Raw genomic sequence first — 15,639 nt, forward strand, 5'->3', positions numbered from 1 at the left:
GGGGATGCTCAACAGGTGAGATGAAAACAAGCCGCAACCTTCCTGCCCTGCTCATGCAGAGCGTTATATTCCTGTACGGCTTCTTTGGTGGGCATGGCCTTGGTTGCAATGCCTCTGCTTTCGAGTTCGTTGGATAGAGTTTGTTCCGGCTGCATCATGCCGGGGCTGCCGGTTCCGATGACAAGAATATCCGGGGCGGCGGTATAATAATTTCCTGAATGTCGGTCAGGGAAAGGGTGTGTCCGGTTTTGCGCCACCAGGGATGCAGGATTGTGCCGTCCGGCAGGATCATCAGGTCTTTGCGGTAGGGCCTGCTGTTGATTTCCATGCAGCCGAAGGAGTAGGCATCAATCATGGTGTTGCTCTAATTGCTGCATCAAGAGTTGCCTCGCTCTTTCTTCGGCCTTCACTGCATATTTTTGGACAAATTCAATATGTTTCTGGTTGCCTCTGTCAAAACGGGCTTCTTCATTATTTTCTGAATTGGTATAAACTGCCTCAGCCAGTTCTCTTTTAAGAAAATCTATAACTTTTCTTCCGCTTTTCGTATCACACATACTATGAGAAACGAAATGTCTTGCTCGTTTTATATTTTGATAATCTATATTCCCGGTATTTTCTTCTATTTCCTCAAGAATCAAAAACCACCTTTTTAACATATCATCAGGATAGTTTTCAGATAATAGACTCAGCTCTTTCGTTTGAATGTAAGTGAACAAAGAACGTTTTAATATCTCGTCAATATTATTAAATCTACTTAGATCGGGGAATTCACCTCTTGATGATTCACCATCAGAATTAAAGACTGGTACAGTAATATCCACATCTAAAGAGTTACCGCCCGACATCCAACACTTTATCATGTCAACCGTAATTCTCTCGTTAAGAGGAAGGCATCCTAAATTTTCTACGCTATATTTTTGTTCTTTTTTCTCAAAAGATACATTGTAATGTGATGATTTGAATTTATAAAACATGAACCAAGAGTTGGTTTGTTCCTCTATAGAAGAAATTGCATCTTCTATCTCATCCGGCAAAATTTTATTTTTGCTGATTTTTAGTTCACCGTCTCCAGTCTCATTTATCACAAAATGATACGATAAATAAGCATCTTCCCAATCCCGTTTTGTTTCAGTGTATGGAATATTTTTTATCTGATAATAAACCTCAACGGTGCCTGTATCATTCATTTTGTATCTCTTTTGTTGTTTGAAGAAAATTGGGGCAAGCCTCTGTTCACTAATCCACTTTGTTTACCACCACATCCCCCAACCTTCAACCCCATTCTTTCCAGTCCCGGAATCCTCCCACAGGGTGAACAAAAAGCCCCCCACAGCAAACCGGATAATCATTGCCTTTGTCCGGCAATATATTTACAGTATATGAAGGTACCAAGCCGGTTCCGGGAAAAATACAGAGCAAACATTATTACGCAACGTACTAAAATGAATCAAAACAAAGCGTCAAGCATAATAAAAAGGAATACACCTGTTCTGATGCAGAATGCAGATATCCAGCAGCGGTACGTACAAGAACAATATCGAAATGAAGATATTGCACGCTTGGAAACATATCTCACGGAAGCTGGTACGTTCGAATTCACCTGCCTGGAGAATGGTCTTTTTCCGGCTGTCGGACAAGCAGAGGAGGATGATATAAGCGGTTATCAACACGCTTGGGTAAGAGATAATGTGCATATTGCCTATGCCCACTTCGTCTGGGGAGCAACACAGACAGCCTTGACGACAGCCGATGCTCTTATGAAGTTTTTTGCGACGCAGCAAGACCGCATTCGGCAGGTCATCAATGATCCTTCTCTTGCTGAAGACCCTATGAATAGGCCCCATATACGATTTAACGGGCAGACTTTAGAGATGTTGGAGGAAAAGTGGGCTCATGCTCAAAATGATGCGCTTGGCTATTTTATTTGGTTCTATTGCAAGACAGCAGCACAACGACCAGCTGGAATTAATGATAGTTCACTGGAGACCCTTGCGCTTCTCGCAGTATATCTCCAGGCTATATCCTATTGGGAAGATTGTGATAGTGGTCACTGGGAGGAGTATCGCAGAATAGGTGCATCCTCAATTGGTGCAGTTGTCGCAGGACTACGCCAGATGAGGAAGCTTTGTTCGGATCAAGGTCTGTACGAGCGGCAACCGCTTTCCAATCATGGAGTCAACGAGCAGTTCTTGAATAATCTCGAAACAAAAGGGACAGAGGCCCTGAACAAAATACTGCCCTATGAATCAAGAGGTGCTGAAACGAAACGACGATATGACGCCGCATTACTTTTTTTAATCTATCCTCTGGAAGTGGTTTCTCAGGATCAAGCCGTGCAAATATTGACAGATGTTAAATCTGCTCTTCAAGGAGAGATTGGTATTCGACGCTATCTCAAAGATTCGTACTGGTGCCCAGATTATAGAGAACTTTTTATAAAGGGTGTTCGCAGTACTGATTTCAGCAACAATTTGTTGCACCGTGACAAGTACCATCAGGAGGGCATGAAGGCCCAGTGGTGCATCTTTGATTCCATTATTTCCTGTATTCACGGGATGCGGGTACTTCATCGCAAAGGTGGAACAGAGGAGTGGAATGAGCAGATCAGGTACCTGAACCGTAGCCTTGGACAGTTGACAGCCAAGAAGAACACAGGCATTCTGAGCACTCTTTTTGGGTGGCTGAAGCCAAAGAAACAAAAGGAAGACTCAGGTCTTCTTTGCCCAGAGTCTTATTTCTACGAGAAAGGGCGGCTTGTCCCTAATGACCATGTCCCGCTTCAATGGGCACAAGCCAATTTAAAGCTGGCCCTCTACTGGCTTACTAAATCGGTACAAGTCGGTACATGAACCTTCTGCCCCTTCAAGACAGGGATACGAAGGGACAGCAGGCATGGAGAGAGGGTGCTTAATAACGCCTCGGCGGAGGTGGCGCATAACCATCATCTGGCCAGAAACGATTCCGTGGTTGCCGGGGATAGCTCGGCGCACAGGAAATGATCTGCTTGCGACATAAGGTCTCGCGCCACTCATATTTATAAAAATGTTTTTCCAGGGCATAAGCTTCTGGACGGAATTCCACCTGAACAGAAGAAGAATGCTCTCCCTCACCGTATCCGGTTCCGGCAGCAGAATCAGCTCCAACAGATTCACGGGCACGGGAGCGGGAGGGGGCTGAATAGAGACGCGGTCGGGCTGAGGGACGAAAAACAGGGCGCGGCTTTTCTGCATACACGGCAACAGCTATCACGCCCATTGCACTTTGATCGCCCCAGGCACCGGCATAGGAATCACTCGGCTCAGTGAAGTAGAAGCGATTGACTCTATCCCTTCCGGTCCGCCAGCCGCGATAGACCCCAACACCATAGGGGGCAAGAACATACATCCTTTCTGTGTTGCGCAGGTGGGATTTTTTCCCGGAAATGATATTGCGGCCATCCACTGTCACCACCAGACCGATCCGCCTGTTGGTATGATTCCTGATCCGCACGCCATACCGGGCATTGCGTTCCGCCTGCACATAGGCCCGGTAATTCCCCTGCGAGGAGCTGACAGGATATGTCGGCAAGATACCTCCCTGATCAGCAACCACTTCCACGCTGATGTTCTTTGCTGCAGCAGGATGACCAAAAAGCAGGACCAAACCGACCAGCAAGAAAAAAAATTTCTTCACAGCACATACCTCCTTCTACTTTAGAAAAATTCAGAAAGAACCTCTGTGCAAGGCCCAGAGGTTATAACAAGATGGGAAAAAAGAAAACGTCAGGTACCGACTGGATACGGCAGGCTCATCAGGCATTACCAACAATATTGCTGAATATAGAAATATTAATGCCATAACGAAGGGCTGCCTGTTTCCACTTCATATCATCTGGTGTGTTGAACAGCACATTCATATCACCAGGCACGGTCAACCAGGAATTATCCATTAACTCTTCCTCCAGCTGTCCTGGGCCCCAACCTGCATAACCCAGAAGAAACATATACTTTTCAGGCCCCTCACCTCTGGATATTTTTTCCAGCAGCCTTGATTCCCGGGAAAGATACACACCCGGACTGACTTTGAGCGCATTGCCTGCCTCATCATCCGAACTGTACAGGATAAAACCTGCCTCCATTTCCACAGGTCCTCCATTATACACTGGCGGCAATGGACCTTCAGGCAAAGAAATATTGGTGCTGAGCAGCACCTCCATCATGGAAATCTCCTCATTCGGCTTATTAATAACCACTCCCATTGCGCCGTCTTTATTATGCGCACACAGTAAAATAACCTGTTCCTGAAATCGTGGATCTGGCATCTGCGGTGTTGATATGATGAAATGTCCGCTCAAATCTTCCATTTGGCTCTCCTCCAAGGTTCTTTATATATCTTTATGTTAGCATTGCTTATGATTGACAGTCAAGAGGGAACTTGTAAGATAGAGCGAACAAAAAAAAGCACCAAAATAAAACAATGTATGTTAAACAATATACAAAAAGGAAGAACGGAGACGATCTATGACACAACGTCCCACAGCAGCCCTGTCAACCAATTTACAAAAAGCTGTACTATGGATTGGGGAGATTACACAAAAAAAACCGAACAAGCAACGTAATCAGGTAATCACTGAGGCTCAGCTCCGTTTTGACCTGACTCCGGCGGAAAGTGAATTCTTGAATCATAATTTTAAGAATATAGTTACAGGTACAGGAGTAAAAAAAGGGAGTAGATAAGTATAATTTTTTTTATTTCTTTGCGCTAAGTTTTCCGATATGATATGTATTTATACAAGTAAGTGCCTGACTTTCTTTCTTCGCACAGGATAGTAAAAAAAACAGGTCCAAGAGGTTGCATTGGCTGATCTGGCCGACAATATGGAGAATCTTTTCCTCCATGCAGCAGCAGCCAAAGGACTTGCCTTCCGTGTCTCTGTTGATCCAGGCTTGCCTCCGACTCTGTTCACCGACCAGAGACGTCTGGAACAAATCCTGAAAAATCTTATTGACAACAGCCTGAAATTCACGGAACAGGGCAAGATAAGCCTTGCTTTTACCCAGGCTTCAGAAGATGTTCGTTTCCATTCAGAGACCCTTGTTCCTGCAAAGACCCTTGCTGTCAGCGTTGCAGATACCGGCATTGGCATTCCTGCGGAAAAACAGGAGGCTGTCTTTGAGGCATTTCAACAGGCAGACGGCTCAACTGGCCGTAAATACGGAGGCATGGGGCTTGGGCTTTCCATAGCAAAACAGCTTGCCACCGTACTGGGCGGTGAAATCCATCTCCGTAGTGAACCCGAAGCAGGGGCCGTCTTTTCCCTGTTCCTCCCTCTGCAGGCAGAGAAAAAACAGCCAAAGAAAAACTGTACCTGCGCCCGTGAACCAGCAGAGCAGGAAGACAGCGAAGCCAATCCCCTTGAAAATCAGCAATACTCAACTCAACAAAAATCAGCTGAGCTGGCTACTGATTCGAGAAATACAGAGAATAACTCAAAAAATGACTCCATCGGTGTCAATATCCCTGTGGAACAGAGAGACATTATTACAGCATTCTGTCGTGCTGAAAACCAGAATCAGGGTCCGATCAAAAAGCTGTTGATGATGACAGAAGATACCAGGATACACAGCATACTGGTTGATTTTGCTGAAAGCAGAAATATTGAGATACTGGAGGCAAATACCGACTTGCAAGCCTGGAATATCCTCAGAACACAGAGTATTGACTGCATGGTTCTGGATGTGGATCTGCCTGATTACAACGGAATTGAGCTGCTCAGAGAGTTATCAGAAGATCCAGATGTCTCTGTGCCACCGGTTATTATCTTCTCAGGTCGCAACCTGACCTGGAAGGAGGAAGAAAAACTAAACAAATATTCAACCCCCATTATCCTTAACAAATTTTGCTCCAGAGAACAGCTTCAAGATGAGGCAGAGCTGGCGCAACAGCAGGAATGGGCGCAAGAACCAACGCAGGAACAGGAGTCAGGTACCACTACGGAAATGCCTGAAAAAGAGGCTAATGAGGATTCTGTCTTGCAGGATAAACAGGTACTGCTGGTGGATGATGATATGCGGAACGTCTTTTCCCTTTCCGCTGCTTTGCAGACCAAAGGCATGGAGGTCAGCGTTGCAGAACACGGTGGCATGGCCTTGGATATGCTTGCTCAGGATCCAAAGGTGGATATTATGCTGATAAACTGCATTATGCCGGAAATAGATGCTCATACAACCATTGGGAAGATCAGAGAAAATAAATCTATTTCCAGCCTGCCGATTATTATCCTGTCAGAAAAGTCTTCAAAGGGCGACCAAAAAAAATGTCTTGAAGCAGGCGCAGATACATCTCTTCAAAAACCAGTTGATGTTGAACAGCTTTTTCCCATGATGCAAAAACTGCTGTCTCGAAAAAAGCATGCCCGGCAATGCGATTGATGGGCACCGAACACTCCTCTATCCCTTTGGTCCAATACGACGAAATTGGGTGAGCACTCCTTTTTCTCCATTTTTATTTATCAGAAAACAACCGAACTTCACAGTCTCTCCAGGCAAACGCACCTGCCATCACTGACTCTTCCACTGAATCCTTCGAGCCAAAGCAGGCGAGAGAGCAACCGCCATACAACACACCGCACGAACCTTACGGTGCTGTAATTGCATTCTTCTGCAAGGTGACTTCGGTTTGTGCCAACAGTCTGCCGGTAACCGATGTTCCCGTGTTCACGGCGATCAGCGTTTTACCAAGGACGATGCCTGCAAAGTGGGCATCGGTTCCCAGCGTTACCGAGCCAGCCACCTGCCAGAAAACATTCTTGGCCAAGGCACCACCAGCCAGCGTCACCAGCGTCGAGTTGCTCTGCTCCAGATTTCCCGCCACCTGGAAGATCCAGACATCGTTCGGGCCGCCCGCCAAGGTAACATCCGTGCTGACCTTAAGATCCGAACTCCAGTTGTAGAGACCGGGCACAAGGGTCAATCCGCCGATTTCACCGGCATTCAGCTCGGTATAATCGGGCAGAATACGCCCTGCGGCATCGTTGTAGGCGAGTTCCATATCGCCCACAGCCGAGGTCAGAAAGGTGGCATCAGTTATCGAGCAGGGCGAAGGGCCAGCTGCGTCAACGGTATATATCTTTCCCGTTACTTCCTCGCAGGTGAGAAGAAGAGATTTGCCGGTAATGGGACTTGTTCCGACATTACCGACAATGCTGGATTGAGGCACGTTGGTAATCCCGGTCTTACTCAGAATAGCGAACGTTCCTGCGTCACCCAGATCGACCGGAGAGGGGCCGCGATGAGTACTGTTGCTGTTCAGTAATAACAAGTACAGCCAAGGTACCGGAGAAACTCGGGAGACCGTCGGGTCGGAAGCAGCGCTGGTAATCGTGGTCGAGACCGGAACGGCAAATGAGTCCGAGGAGAACAGGACAACAAGCGCGAAGAGTAGTCCCAGCAGACCTGTCATCATCCGTTTCGCCCGATCCGCTGCTTGGAACAACGTATATTTTTTTTCCATCCTGCCCTCTTTTTCTCCATTTTTATTTATCAGAAAATAACCGAACTTCACAGTCTCTCCAGGCAAACGCACCTGCCATCACCGACTCTTCCACTGAATCCTTCAAGCCAAAGCAGGCGAGAGAGCAACTGCCATACAACACACCGCACAAACCTTACGGTGCTGTAATTGCATTCTTCTGCAAGGTAACAGCGGTCTGCGCCAGTAATCGACCGGTAACCGATGTTCCCGTGTTCACGGCGATCAGCGTTTTACCAAGGACGATGCCTGCAAAGTGGGCATCGGTTCCCAGCGTTACCGAGCCAGCCACCTGCCAGAAAACATTCTTGGCCAAGGCACCACCAGCCAGCGTCACCTGCGTCGAGTTGCTCTGCTCCAGATTTCCCGCCACCTGGAAGATCCAGACATCGTTCGGGCCACCCGCCAAGGTAACATCCGTGCTGATCTTAAGATCCGAACTCCATCTGTAGAGACCGGGCACGAGGGTCATTCCACCGATTTCACCAGCACCCATTTCAGTGAAGTCGGGAGAAACCCTTCCTGCCGCATTGTCGTAAGCAAGCCCCATATCTCCTACAGCCGAGGTCAGGGAAGTGGCGTCAACTGTTGCGCAGGGCAGATTATCGGCGGCGTCAACAGTGTAGACCTTCCCTGTTACTTCCTCGCAGGTGAGAAGAAGAGATGTGCCGGTGATGGGACTTGTTCCGACATTACCGACAATTTCTGATTGATACACATTGGTGATGCCGGTCTTACTCAGAATGGCGAAACCCTCGGCATCGCCCAAATCGACCGGTGCCGGACCGCTGGCGTTCGCTACTCCGGTTGCGAAAATGGCGAGTACTGCGGCAATAAACAACTTGTTGGAATGCGTTTTGAATACGTTCATAACAATCCTTGTCCTGATGGTTGTAATTCTAAATGAATAAGCGACAGGCATTATTGCCTGCCATTTTAGAATTAACATCTTGCCGATAAAAACTAATCATATTATTTTTATTGTCAATCTGTAATATTACATTGCCATTCATATTGCGCTTAAACGATAGTAGTAATCCTAATGCAATATATACTGTAGACATCCTGTAGTATTGTCTATATTTCATAAAAAATTTAATATTACATAGTAAATAATTTTATTAAAAATAATTACCTTTTATGTCTTTTTTGGGAAAAAGATGGAAACAATCCTGCTTTTTTTGTTTTACAAAATAAGTCAAAAGGAAGTTTGAAATCGATTTATTGCAATGACAATAACTGAAGTTTAAAAAAGATGAACGGTTATCATTCCTCATCTGCACACAAAAAATATCATTGACTCAATTAATTGATTTATTTATGATAAGCAAACCGTGTGCTCGAAAAAATAGAAACAAGAAAGAGCAACCCGACAGACCTTCTGTACAGCCCGAGATAACTGATGCGCCCTTCCCTGCCCGCCCATATAGCCGAAAAAGTCCGAGGCATTGTCCAGCGGATCACCTACCATAACCGGGATAACGGCTGGTCGGTGTTGCGGGTCAACCCCTTTGATGCCCACGGCGAGACCGTCACAGTCACCGTGCATCAGATGCAGGTCTTTGCCGGGGCCACTATGGAGTTCTCCGGTTCCTGGACTGTCCATCCCAAGTTCGGTCGTCAGTTCAAGGCCAACGAAGCCACAGAGCTGAAACCGGCCTCTGCCGGGGCCTTGGAGAAGTATCTCGGTTCCGGCCTGATCAAAGGGGTCGGCCCCAAGACAGCGCAGAAGATTGTCCGTCATTTTGGCAAAGACACCCTGGAGGTCTTTGAAGAACGAATCCAACGCCTCACCGAGGTTCCCGGCATTGCCGAAAAGAAGCTCACCTCTATCAGCGCGGCCTGGCAGGAGCACCGGGCCGTTCGTGATGTGATGCTTTTTCTCCAATCCCACGGCATCTCCACCCTGTTTGCCGTGCGCATCTATAAGCAATACGGCGACAACTCCATCGCCTTGGTCTCGGAAAATCCCTACCGGCTGGCAGCGGACTTTTACGGGATCGGCTTCTTCTCTGCTGACAAGGTGGCCCTGTCCATCGGCTTTGCCCCGGACTCACCCCTGCGCATCACAGCGGCCATTCGTCATGTCCTGTCCGCCAGTCGGGAACAGGGGCATTGCTATCTCACCCAGGAGCAGATTGGCAAGCAGGTCAATAAGCTGCTGGAGATGAACCTGACTGATCAGATCGCCTTGTTTCTCCACGAGATGGAACAGGATGACGCCCTGCGAGTCCGCCTCCTGATTCCCTATCCCAACCCTGACGCGATGCAGGAGCCGGAACGTTGCTATTATTCCAAAAGCCTGTATTACGATGAAGACTACGTTGCCAAACGCCTGCGCAGGCTGACACACCCGCTGGAACATGATTCGGCCCGGATTACCTCCTGGCTGGAACGCTACGCTGAACAAACCGGGGTTTTACTCTCTGCTGAACAGGCTGCTGCGGTTCGCTCCATTGCCGGATATCAATGCGCCATCCTCACTGGCGGGCCGGGCTGCGGCAAGACCACCACCACCAAGGTGCTGGTGGCCCTGCTCCGGGCTATGGGCCGTTCCGTGTTGCTGGCCGCGCCGACTGGTAGAGCAGCCCAGCGTATGGGCGAGGTCATTGGCATAGAGGCCAAGACCATCCACCGTCTCCTGGAATTTCAGGGCACCGGCTTTAAGCGCAATGAAGAGAATCCCCTCCAGACCGATGTGCTCATTCTGGACGAATGTTCCATGCTGGATATCAGCCTGACGGCCTCCCTGCTCCGGGCCGTGGCTGACGAGACCGCCATCCTCTTTATCGGCGATGCGGATCAGCTGCCCTCAGTAGGGGCGGGCAACGTGCTGCGGGATATGATCGCCTCCGGGGTTATCCCCACCCACACCCTGAAGACCATCTTCCGCCAGGCCAGGGAATCCAGGATTATCACCTATGCCCATCAGATCAACCAAGGGACATCCCCACGGATTGCCTCGCCTTTTAAACAACCGGAGATCTGGCAGGAAGCAGATTGCTTTTTTATTGATTCAGACGAGGCCACCAAGGCTCAGTTGAGCTTTATTGCTCGCACCAGGCAGCATCTGCAAACCATTGAGGCTCGGGAAGCAGCAGGCAAAGATGATCCCTTTGCCGCTGATCCTGTTGATACCGTTGATACAATAAGGCCGAACAACTCGTACCAGGGTTTTGAGATCCCTGAACAGTTTCAGCATGTAAATCTTCAGGCCCTGACCACAGCAGAAGGCCCGGCCGGAGAACTGGCTGTGGTGGCCAAGAAGGTGCATCCCTGGTCATCCCTCTACTACGGCATGACAGCGGTGGATGTGGTGCAGCGGCTCTACACCGAGTGGATCCCCAAATACTGCGGCCCTGACTGCGAAATTCAGGTCTTGTCCCCTATGATCCGGGGCAGCCTGGGCACAGCTGCGCTCAATAATACGCTTCAGCAGGCGGTCAATCCGGGTGGGCAGGGCAAGGCGGAGATTTTGGTGGGGGAACGGGTCTTTCGGGTCGGGGATCGGGTGATTCACCGACGCAATAATTATGATCTGGGGGTATTTAACGGCGACATCGGCAGGATTATTGCAGTCAATAATGAGGCCATGACCCTGCGGGTCTGCTTTCACCCGGATCAGCGGGAGGTGGAGTACCAACGCGAGCAGATCACTGAACTGGAGCTGGCCTACGCTATTACCATTCATAAATCCCAGGGATCGGAGTTCGAGGTCGTGATTATACCTGTCCTGACCCAGCATTTTCGGATGCTCTTCCGTAACCTGGTCTATACTGGCCTGACCAGGGCGCGGAAACTGGCCGTGTTTGTCGGGACGAGAAAGGCCCTGGCTATGGCTGTGCATAATCAGGATACGGGGTTGCGGCAGACGGCGTTGAGGGAGTTGCTGAGAGAAAATTTCTAAACTCCGGGTGCAGAAAATAATTTCTTTCGGGTGGTTGCTGTGTTAATAAGTAACTTCTCAATAAGTGGTGGTAGCAAATAAAATCAGGATGTTACACTAGCGACAAAACTCACTTTTAGCAAAATTCGAGCCAAAAAGCAAAGTTGATATATCAAATAATTGAGCATTCACGTCTAATGGCATCGTATAAAACCGCCCGTAAAACATGACATGCAACCTCTTGAAATCGTTCAATATTACCAATTATTGAGAAATTACGTACGATCCACTTAACTGTATGAATGCATACAGAAAACGAACAATCTTAGTAGCGTTAAGGTAAAATTTGCTGATATTTTTTCACGACTGACATGACATCAAGTGTACCTATCTGGTTGGTCAGGTAAATATTGATCCATTGCAGCAGATGGGGAGCATCCGGACGTACTGCGATACTGATGTCGCTCGGATGTCTTACTTTCGGATCAATCCCGACATAGATTGCCGTTTCAGGATGCATACGCATAAAGAATTCCAGCTGAAGCTGACCATGCAAACCAGCCAGAATTTTTCCGGTTCTGACAGCCTGCATGATTTCTGGAAGAGTTTGATAGAGCTGGATCTGTAACCTGGGAAACTCTCTTTGCAGTGCCGCCTGATAAACGCTGCCTTGCAGAACTCCAAACGTGACTGTTGCAGCACCCGGTTTCGCTGCTATCTCCTCTACAGATTCTATTCCGTATTTACGTTTGAGCTGAACAAACAGCTCCCTGTTAAAAAAAAATTTATGGTTTTGTTTTACATATGGCTTTGAGAAGAGTACTTTTTTTGCCCGGCGAACATCACTGCTCAGAAAGGATACAGCGATATCCGCCTTTTTCTGAGCAACAATATCAATTACCTCATCGTATGTTTCCGCAGTGCGGATGAATTCGACCGGTACGCCTATTTTTTCCCCGATATCCCGCGCAAGATCCGCTTCAAAACCGGTCATTCCTCCCTGAGAGTCTGTCATGATCATAGGAGGAGCATCCTTGGCGAGTATTGCCACAAGCAATCTGTCGTTATCCAGTATTCGTTGAATATCAGAAAAAGAGGAGCCTTCAGTTCCTGAAGATACAGAGCTGTGTACCAGAAACAGCAGGAGATATACTGCTGTCAATATATTTATTTTCTTCATGTTTCTTCTGTTATTTCGGGACAGTACTCTGGCTCGGACACCTCTTTGCTGCTGCGTGTCGTCAGAGCGGTCAGAGTAATATTCGCCTGCAATGTGAGTACAGTTCGTACCGGACCAATGATGTTATCTGTAGTTGCCAGAACAACCAGCGCTACAGGTGTCGGTATCCCGATTGCACCCAGAATCGGTGCAACTGTAGGGATCAGTACTGCACCGCCTCCAACCGCTGTAGAGCCAGCAATTATACTACCGATTGCGATAATAATATATTCTTGTAATCCCAAGTCGATAACATAGATTTGCGATAGAAAGACGGTGAGAAAGGAAAGCAGAAATACCGCACCGTGCTGATTTGCAAAAATGCCAAAAGGAATAATCAGATCAGGAACACGCCGGTCAATTTTAAAAGATTGCTCCAGTGTTTCCAGGGTGACGGGAAGAGCGAGCACGGGATTGTTGGTCATGAGTGCGAGCATATTGGGATTACTCAATTTTGCCAATACAGGGATCAGAGGGCCGCGCACAGCGGCCCAGAAGAGCAGGAGGTACAGCATCATGAGTACGGCTCCTCCTGCATAAAACATAACAACAAATTTGACAAGTGCAATAAGCGTATTAGGATCAATCCTGGATACAACTCCGGCGACCAGAAATAAAAGACCGGGAGCAAGAAGGACAATAGCCCAGCGGAAGAGCTGCATAAAAGTTTCGTTTATGGTTTCAACCAGCTCAAGTGCCCGGTCGATCCCTTTGCTTTCAATTATTCCCATAGCCAGTCCTGTGCAGATGCTGACAAAAACAATGCTCATCACCTGGTTTGTGCTGAGTGCTTCGAAGATATTCGTAGGAATTATGGTGGCAAGAAAGTCGAGCACACCGAGTTCCTGTCCTGATTCTACAGGGGCCTGAATAATCAATGCGCCGATACTTTTTTCTGCCTCTGCTCCCAGATCCACCCCCGGACCAAGCAGCAGAGCAGTGAAAATACCACCGGCGCACGGCAGAATCAGTCCGAATATATAGTAGACTGCAATTGTTCTGAACAGCAGCCGTGTGTCTGGATCCCGAAGCAGCCCGGCAATACCTTCAATAATAGCTGTAATTAAAATAGGCACCAGACACATCGAGAGAAACGACACATAAATGCTGCCGAACGGAAACAGTGCAGCTCCCAATGGCTTCATAAACAGCCCTATAATGAATCCTGCACAGACTCCGATAAGAACTGTTTTGGGATCAAGCAGTAATTTTTTAATACTCATTCCCCTTACTCTTCTTATTTGAATTCGAGTTTGATGATTTAGTAAAAAGTCAGAAAATGGCGAATTGCTAACAGCAATTCAGCGAACTACGGAATAAGATTCCGAAAAAAAAACGATCTTTTTACGACACCATCAAGTTTGCCCCCTTCAATCACCTGATCTGATCTCACCACGATCTGAAGGCGAAATCTGATTCTATCAGATTGGAATTGATGAATTGTTGTGTTTTTTTTCTGTCTGGGGTATTTATTATCAGGTTACACCTAAACAAAAAACTTTTCATCCTGCAAGGACTTCAACGTACTTTTTTCCTGTGTACACACACAACACAGAAAAACTCAAAGGCATTGTCCCGCAGATCACCTACCATAACCAGGAGGCTGTTGCCAGTGGCTGAAAGACCAGAGCGTACACTTCAGTGCAGATTCGGTCTTTCGCATTTATTGCGACGGTTATTTTCCAGACAGCCTTGAAAACCTGCGTTGTGCTCCGTGGTTTCTCAGCAGAGAGCAGCAAACTGGCCTGGTGCAGCTTTTTCGTGTTGTCTTGGAACAGTAACCATTAAGAAAGGAGACACAATGATGCAGGCACAGGAGCAGCAACACATCAGTCAGTCGGAATATCTTGCCGGGGAAAGAAAAATACAACCACCGTTAAAACGGTGGGCTATGTTCGGTTCGTCCCTCTGGGACTTCTTAATCATGAAGGGACATTTGTTCATAGCCCATTGATTTATCGCTGGGATTCAGGAAGCTACCAGGGCTAAAGCCCATGATAGTATTTCTCGGCTGTTCATACATCACCTCATTTTTTATCATGAAACATGCACGAAATGATAGTCACTGTATCTTCCCGGTATAACTTGTAAACTCGTTGCCGAGTGATCAAAATCGCAATCACCATTTTTAGAAAAAATCTACCTTAAATAGCTGTCCTAAATATGGGTTCATTATAGTTGTTATCAATCAATCAGGAATGTGGTAAATTACTCGTTGCACTGTCACTGAAATTTATCTTCACAAAAAACGCTCAAATAACATCTCATAATCGTGTTGGGCTTTTCACGATTATAACAACTCTCAAGTTATACACGAGTTCATCATGAATGACCCAAAAACAAAGCTTAATCGTCTTAAAGAGTTAAAAGTAAAGATAGGCTGTACTGAAGCAACACTTGATACGTATAGGGACAGTCATCCATTTCTTTATCAGACTAATTTTTATTATCTTGAAAGGTTGAATCAAGAGCTCCAAGATATTGAAAACTCGTATAGAGAGATGAGGAATGGGAATAAGCGTAAATTTTCCCGGATAGCAATTCAACGGGCAGTACATATTGATTTTTCTAAAAAAAAATATCATGGCGTTCTTGAAAATATCAGCCTCAGCGGTCTTTTTATTAACGGTTCATTCGAACAAGCAAAAGGCGATATTTGTAAAATAGCAATCAGAACTGCGAATGGCTATTCAGATTCTGCTATCCGTAGTGTTGGAGTAATAACCAGAAAGACTGACAGCGGCATCGGGGTTGAATTTATTGCTATGAAAACAGCTAGCTACAAAGCTCTAAAATCTGACATTTCCACTCACAGCACTAATCCTCTTATTTTGAAGGATGAGATTGCACGACGAGATTTTTTCTGCTTTAGTGATAATTTAGTTTGCAATAGAATTTTTATTTCAAAGAGAAATAAACTTAGAAAAATACTTGATCTTTTTTAGTCGAGAGGCACCCAAAAACCTCCCTCAGTAAAATCACCTCAAGCAGGTGACTAACACAGGCAGTTAAAATTTAAAAT

Annotated in this window: 15 protein-coding genes; 6 read left to right on the top strand and 9 right to left on the bottom strand. The window is 46.8% G+C overall.

The features are described from left to right. Positions 1 to 8: 8 nt before the first annotated feature. The 3 genes from L2082_RS03125 to L2082_RS03135 are packed head-to-tail and all read right to left on the bottom strand — an operon-like array spanning position 9 to position 1,190. Positions 9 to 158 carry an MTH938/NDUFAF3 family protein gene (locus L2082_RS03125; RefSeq protein ID WP_446010219.1) on the bottom strand — a complete coding sequence of 50 codons (150 nt, stop codon included), beginning with the start codon at positions 156 to 158 and terminating at the stop codon, positions 9 to 11. Continuing rightward, positions 155 to 355 carry a hypothetical protein gene (locus L2082_RS03130; protein WP_446010220.1) on the bottom strand — a complete coding sequence of 67 codons (201 nt, stop codon included), beginning with the start codon at positions 353 to 355 and terminating at the stop codon, positions 155 to 157. The genes L2082_RS03125 and L2082_RS03130 overlap by 4 nt, the downstream gene beginning before the upstream one ends. Beyond that, positions 348 to 1,190 carry a hypothetical protein gene (locus tag L2082_RS03135; protein ID WP_446010221.1) on the bottom strand — a complete coding sequence of 281 codons (843 nt, stop codon included), beginning with the start codon at positions 1,188 to 1,190 and terminating at the stop codon, positions 348 to 350. The genes L2082_RS03130 and L2082_RS03135 overlap by 8 nt, the downstream gene beginning before the upstream one ends. A 306-nt stretch (positions 1,191 to 1,496) precedes the next feature. Between L2082_RS03135 and L2082_RS03140 the strand changes: the two genes are divergently transcribed. Then, positions 1,497 to 2,852 carry a glycoside hydrolase family 15 protein gene (locus L2082_RS03140; RefSeq protein WP_446010222.1) on the top strand — a complete coding sequence of 452 codons (1,356 nt, stop codon included), beginning with the start codon at positions 1,497 to 1,499 and terminating at the stop codon, positions 2,850 to 2,852. Positions 2,853 to 2,910: 58 nt separating this feature from the next. Here the strand turns inward: L2082_RS03140 and L2082_RS03145 are convergent, their stop codons facing one another. Both L2082_RS03145 and L2082_RS03150 read right to left on the bottom strand, forming a co-directional pair. Further along, positions 2,911 to 3,675 (bottom strand): hypothetical protein, encoded by a 765-nt coding sequence (locus L2082_RS03145; protein ID WP_446011444.1) that lies wholly within the window; start codon positions 3,673 to 3,675, stop codon positions 2,911 to 2,913. A gap of 118 nt (positions 3,676 to 3,793) precedes the next feature. Next, on the bottom strand, positions 3,794 to 4,345 hold the full coding sequence (locus L2082_RS03150) for a YqgE/AlgH family protein (RefSeq protein ID WP_446010224.1): 552 nt from the start codon (positions 4,343 to 4,345) through the stop codon (positions 3,794 to 3,796). Positions 4,346 to 4,502: 157 nt separating this feature from the next. Here L2082_RS03150 and L2082_RS03155 point away from each other — a divergent pair, with 157 nt between their 5' ends. After that, complete coding sequence (locus tag L2082_RS03155) at positions 4,503 to 4,718, top strand: hypothetical protein (protein ID WP_446010225.1); 216 nt, start codon at positions 4,503 to 4,505, stop codon at positions 4,716 to 4,718. A gap of 120 nt (positions 4,719 to 4,838) precedes the next feature. Continuing rightward, positions 4,839 to 6,413 carry a response regulator gene (locus L2082_RS03160; protein WP_446010226.1) on the top strand — a complete coding sequence of 525 codons (1,575 nt, stop codon included), beginning with the start codon at positions 4,839 to 4,841 and terminating at the stop codon, positions 6,411 to 6,413. A 205-nt stretch (positions 6,414 to 6,618) separates the two neighbouring features. Here L2082_RS03160 and L2082_RS03165 read toward each other — a convergent pair whose 3' ends face one another. Further along, a complete protein-coding gene (locus L2082_RS03165; RefSeq protein ID WP_446011445.1) occupies positions 6,619 to 7,566 on the bottom strand; it encodes an ice-binding family protein in 948 nt (315 codons plus the stop codon). Positions 7,567 to 7,648: 82 nt separating this feature from the next. Further along, the gene (locus tag L2082_RS03170; protein WP_446011446.1) at positions 7,649 to 8,461 is read right to left on the bottom strand and encodes an ice-binding family protein; all 813 of its coding nucleotides are present in this window, start codon (positions 8,459 to 8,461) and stop codon (positions 7,649 to 7,651) included. A 453-nt stretch (positions 8,462 to 8,914) separates the two neighbouring features. On the opposite strand from L2082_RS03170, the gene recD2 reads away from it, so the two are divergent. Then, entirely contained in the window at positions 8,915 to 11,419 is a 2,505-nt protein-coding gene (gene recD2 / locus L2082_RS03175; protein ID WP_446010407.1) for an SF1B family DNA helicase RecD2, read from the top strand. Positions 11,420 to 11,732: 313 nt separating this feature from the next. On the opposite strand, the gene L2082_RS03180 is transcribed toward recD2, so the two are convergent. Next, on the bottom strand, positions 11,733 to 12,578 hold the full coding sequence (locus L2082_RS03180; protein WP_446010408.1) for a substrate-binding periplasmic protein: 846 nt from the start codon (positions 12,576 to 12,578) through the stop codon (positions 11,733 to 11,735). After that, positions 12,575 to 13,840 (bottom strand): dicarboxylate/amino acid:cation symporter, encoded by a 1,266-nt coding sequence (locus tag L2082_RS03185; protein ID WP_446010409.1) that lies wholly within the window; start codon positions 13,838 to 13,840, stop codon positions 12,575 to 12,577. The genes L2082_RS03180 and L2082_RS03185 overlap by 4 nt, the downstream gene beginning before the upstream one ends. Positions 13,841 to 14,418: 578 nt before the next feature. Here L2082_RS03185 and L2082_RS03190 point away from each other — a divergent pair. Then, positions 14,419 to 14,571, top strand: coding sequence for a hypothetical protein (locus tag L2082_RS03190; protein ID WP_446008595.1), 153 nt, complete (start codon positions 14,419 to 14,421; stop codon positions 14,569 to 14,571). Positions 14,572 to 14,941: 370 nt separating this feature from the next. After that, positions 14,942 to 15,562 carry a PilZ domain-containing protein gene (locus tag L2082_RS03195; RefSeq protein ID WP_446008596.1) on the top strand — a complete coding sequence of 207 codons (621 nt, stop codon included), beginning with the start codon at positions 14,942 to 14,944 and terminating at the stop codon, positions 15,560 to 15,562. The last annotated feature ends 77 nt before the right edge of the window (positions 15,563 to 15,639 follow it).

The sequence above is a fragment of the Candidatus Electrothrix sp. genome (assembly GCF_052785085.1).

Coding starts and splice junctions, on each gene's coding strand:
- L2082_RS03155 (WP_446010225.1), top strand. CDS start 4,503: ATGACACAACGTCCCACAGCAGCCCTGTCAACCAATTTACAAAAAGCT.
- L2082_RS03190 (WP_446008595.1), top strand. CDS start 14,419: ATGATGCAGGCACAGGAGCAGCAACACATCAGTCAGTCGGAATATCTT.
- L2082_RS03180 (WP_446010408.1), bottom strand. CDS start 12,578: ATGAAGAAAATAAATATATTGACAGCAGTATATCTCCTGCTGTTTCTG.
- L2082_RS03170 (WP_446011446.1), bottom strand. CDS start 8,461: ATGTTAATTCTAAAATGGCAGGCAATAATGCCTGTCGCTTATTCATTT.
- L2082_RS03125 (WP_446010219.1), bottom strand. CDS start 158: ATGATGCAGCCGGAACAAACTCTATCCAACGAACTCGAAAGCAGAGGC.
- L2082_RS03140 (WP_446010222.1), top strand. CDS start 1,497: ATGCAGAATGCAGATATCCAGCAGCGGTACGTACAAGAACAATATCGA.
- L2082_RS03135 (WP_446010221.1), bottom strand. CDS start 1,190: ATGAATGATACAGGCACCGTTGAGGTTTATTATCAGATAAAAAATATT.
- L2082_RS03185 (WP_446010409.1), bottom strand. CDS start 13,840: ATGAGTATTAAAAAATTACTGCTTGATCCCAAAACAGTTCTTATCGGA.
- L2082_RS03195 (WP_446008596.1), top strand. CDS start 14,942: ATGAATGACCCAAAAACAAAGCTTAATCGTCTTAAAGAGTTAAAAGTA.
- L2082_RS03150 (WP_446010224.1), bottom strand. CDS start 4,345: ATGGAAGATTTGAGCGGACATTTCATCATATCAACACCGCAGATGCCA.
- L2082_RS03130 (WP_446010220.1), bottom strand. CDS start 355: ATGATTGATGCCTACTCCTTCGGCTGCATGGAAATCAACAGCAGGCCC.
- recD2 (WP_446010407.1), top strand. CDS start 8,915: ATGCGCCCTTCCCTGCCCGCCCATATAGCCGAAAAAGTCCGAGGCATT.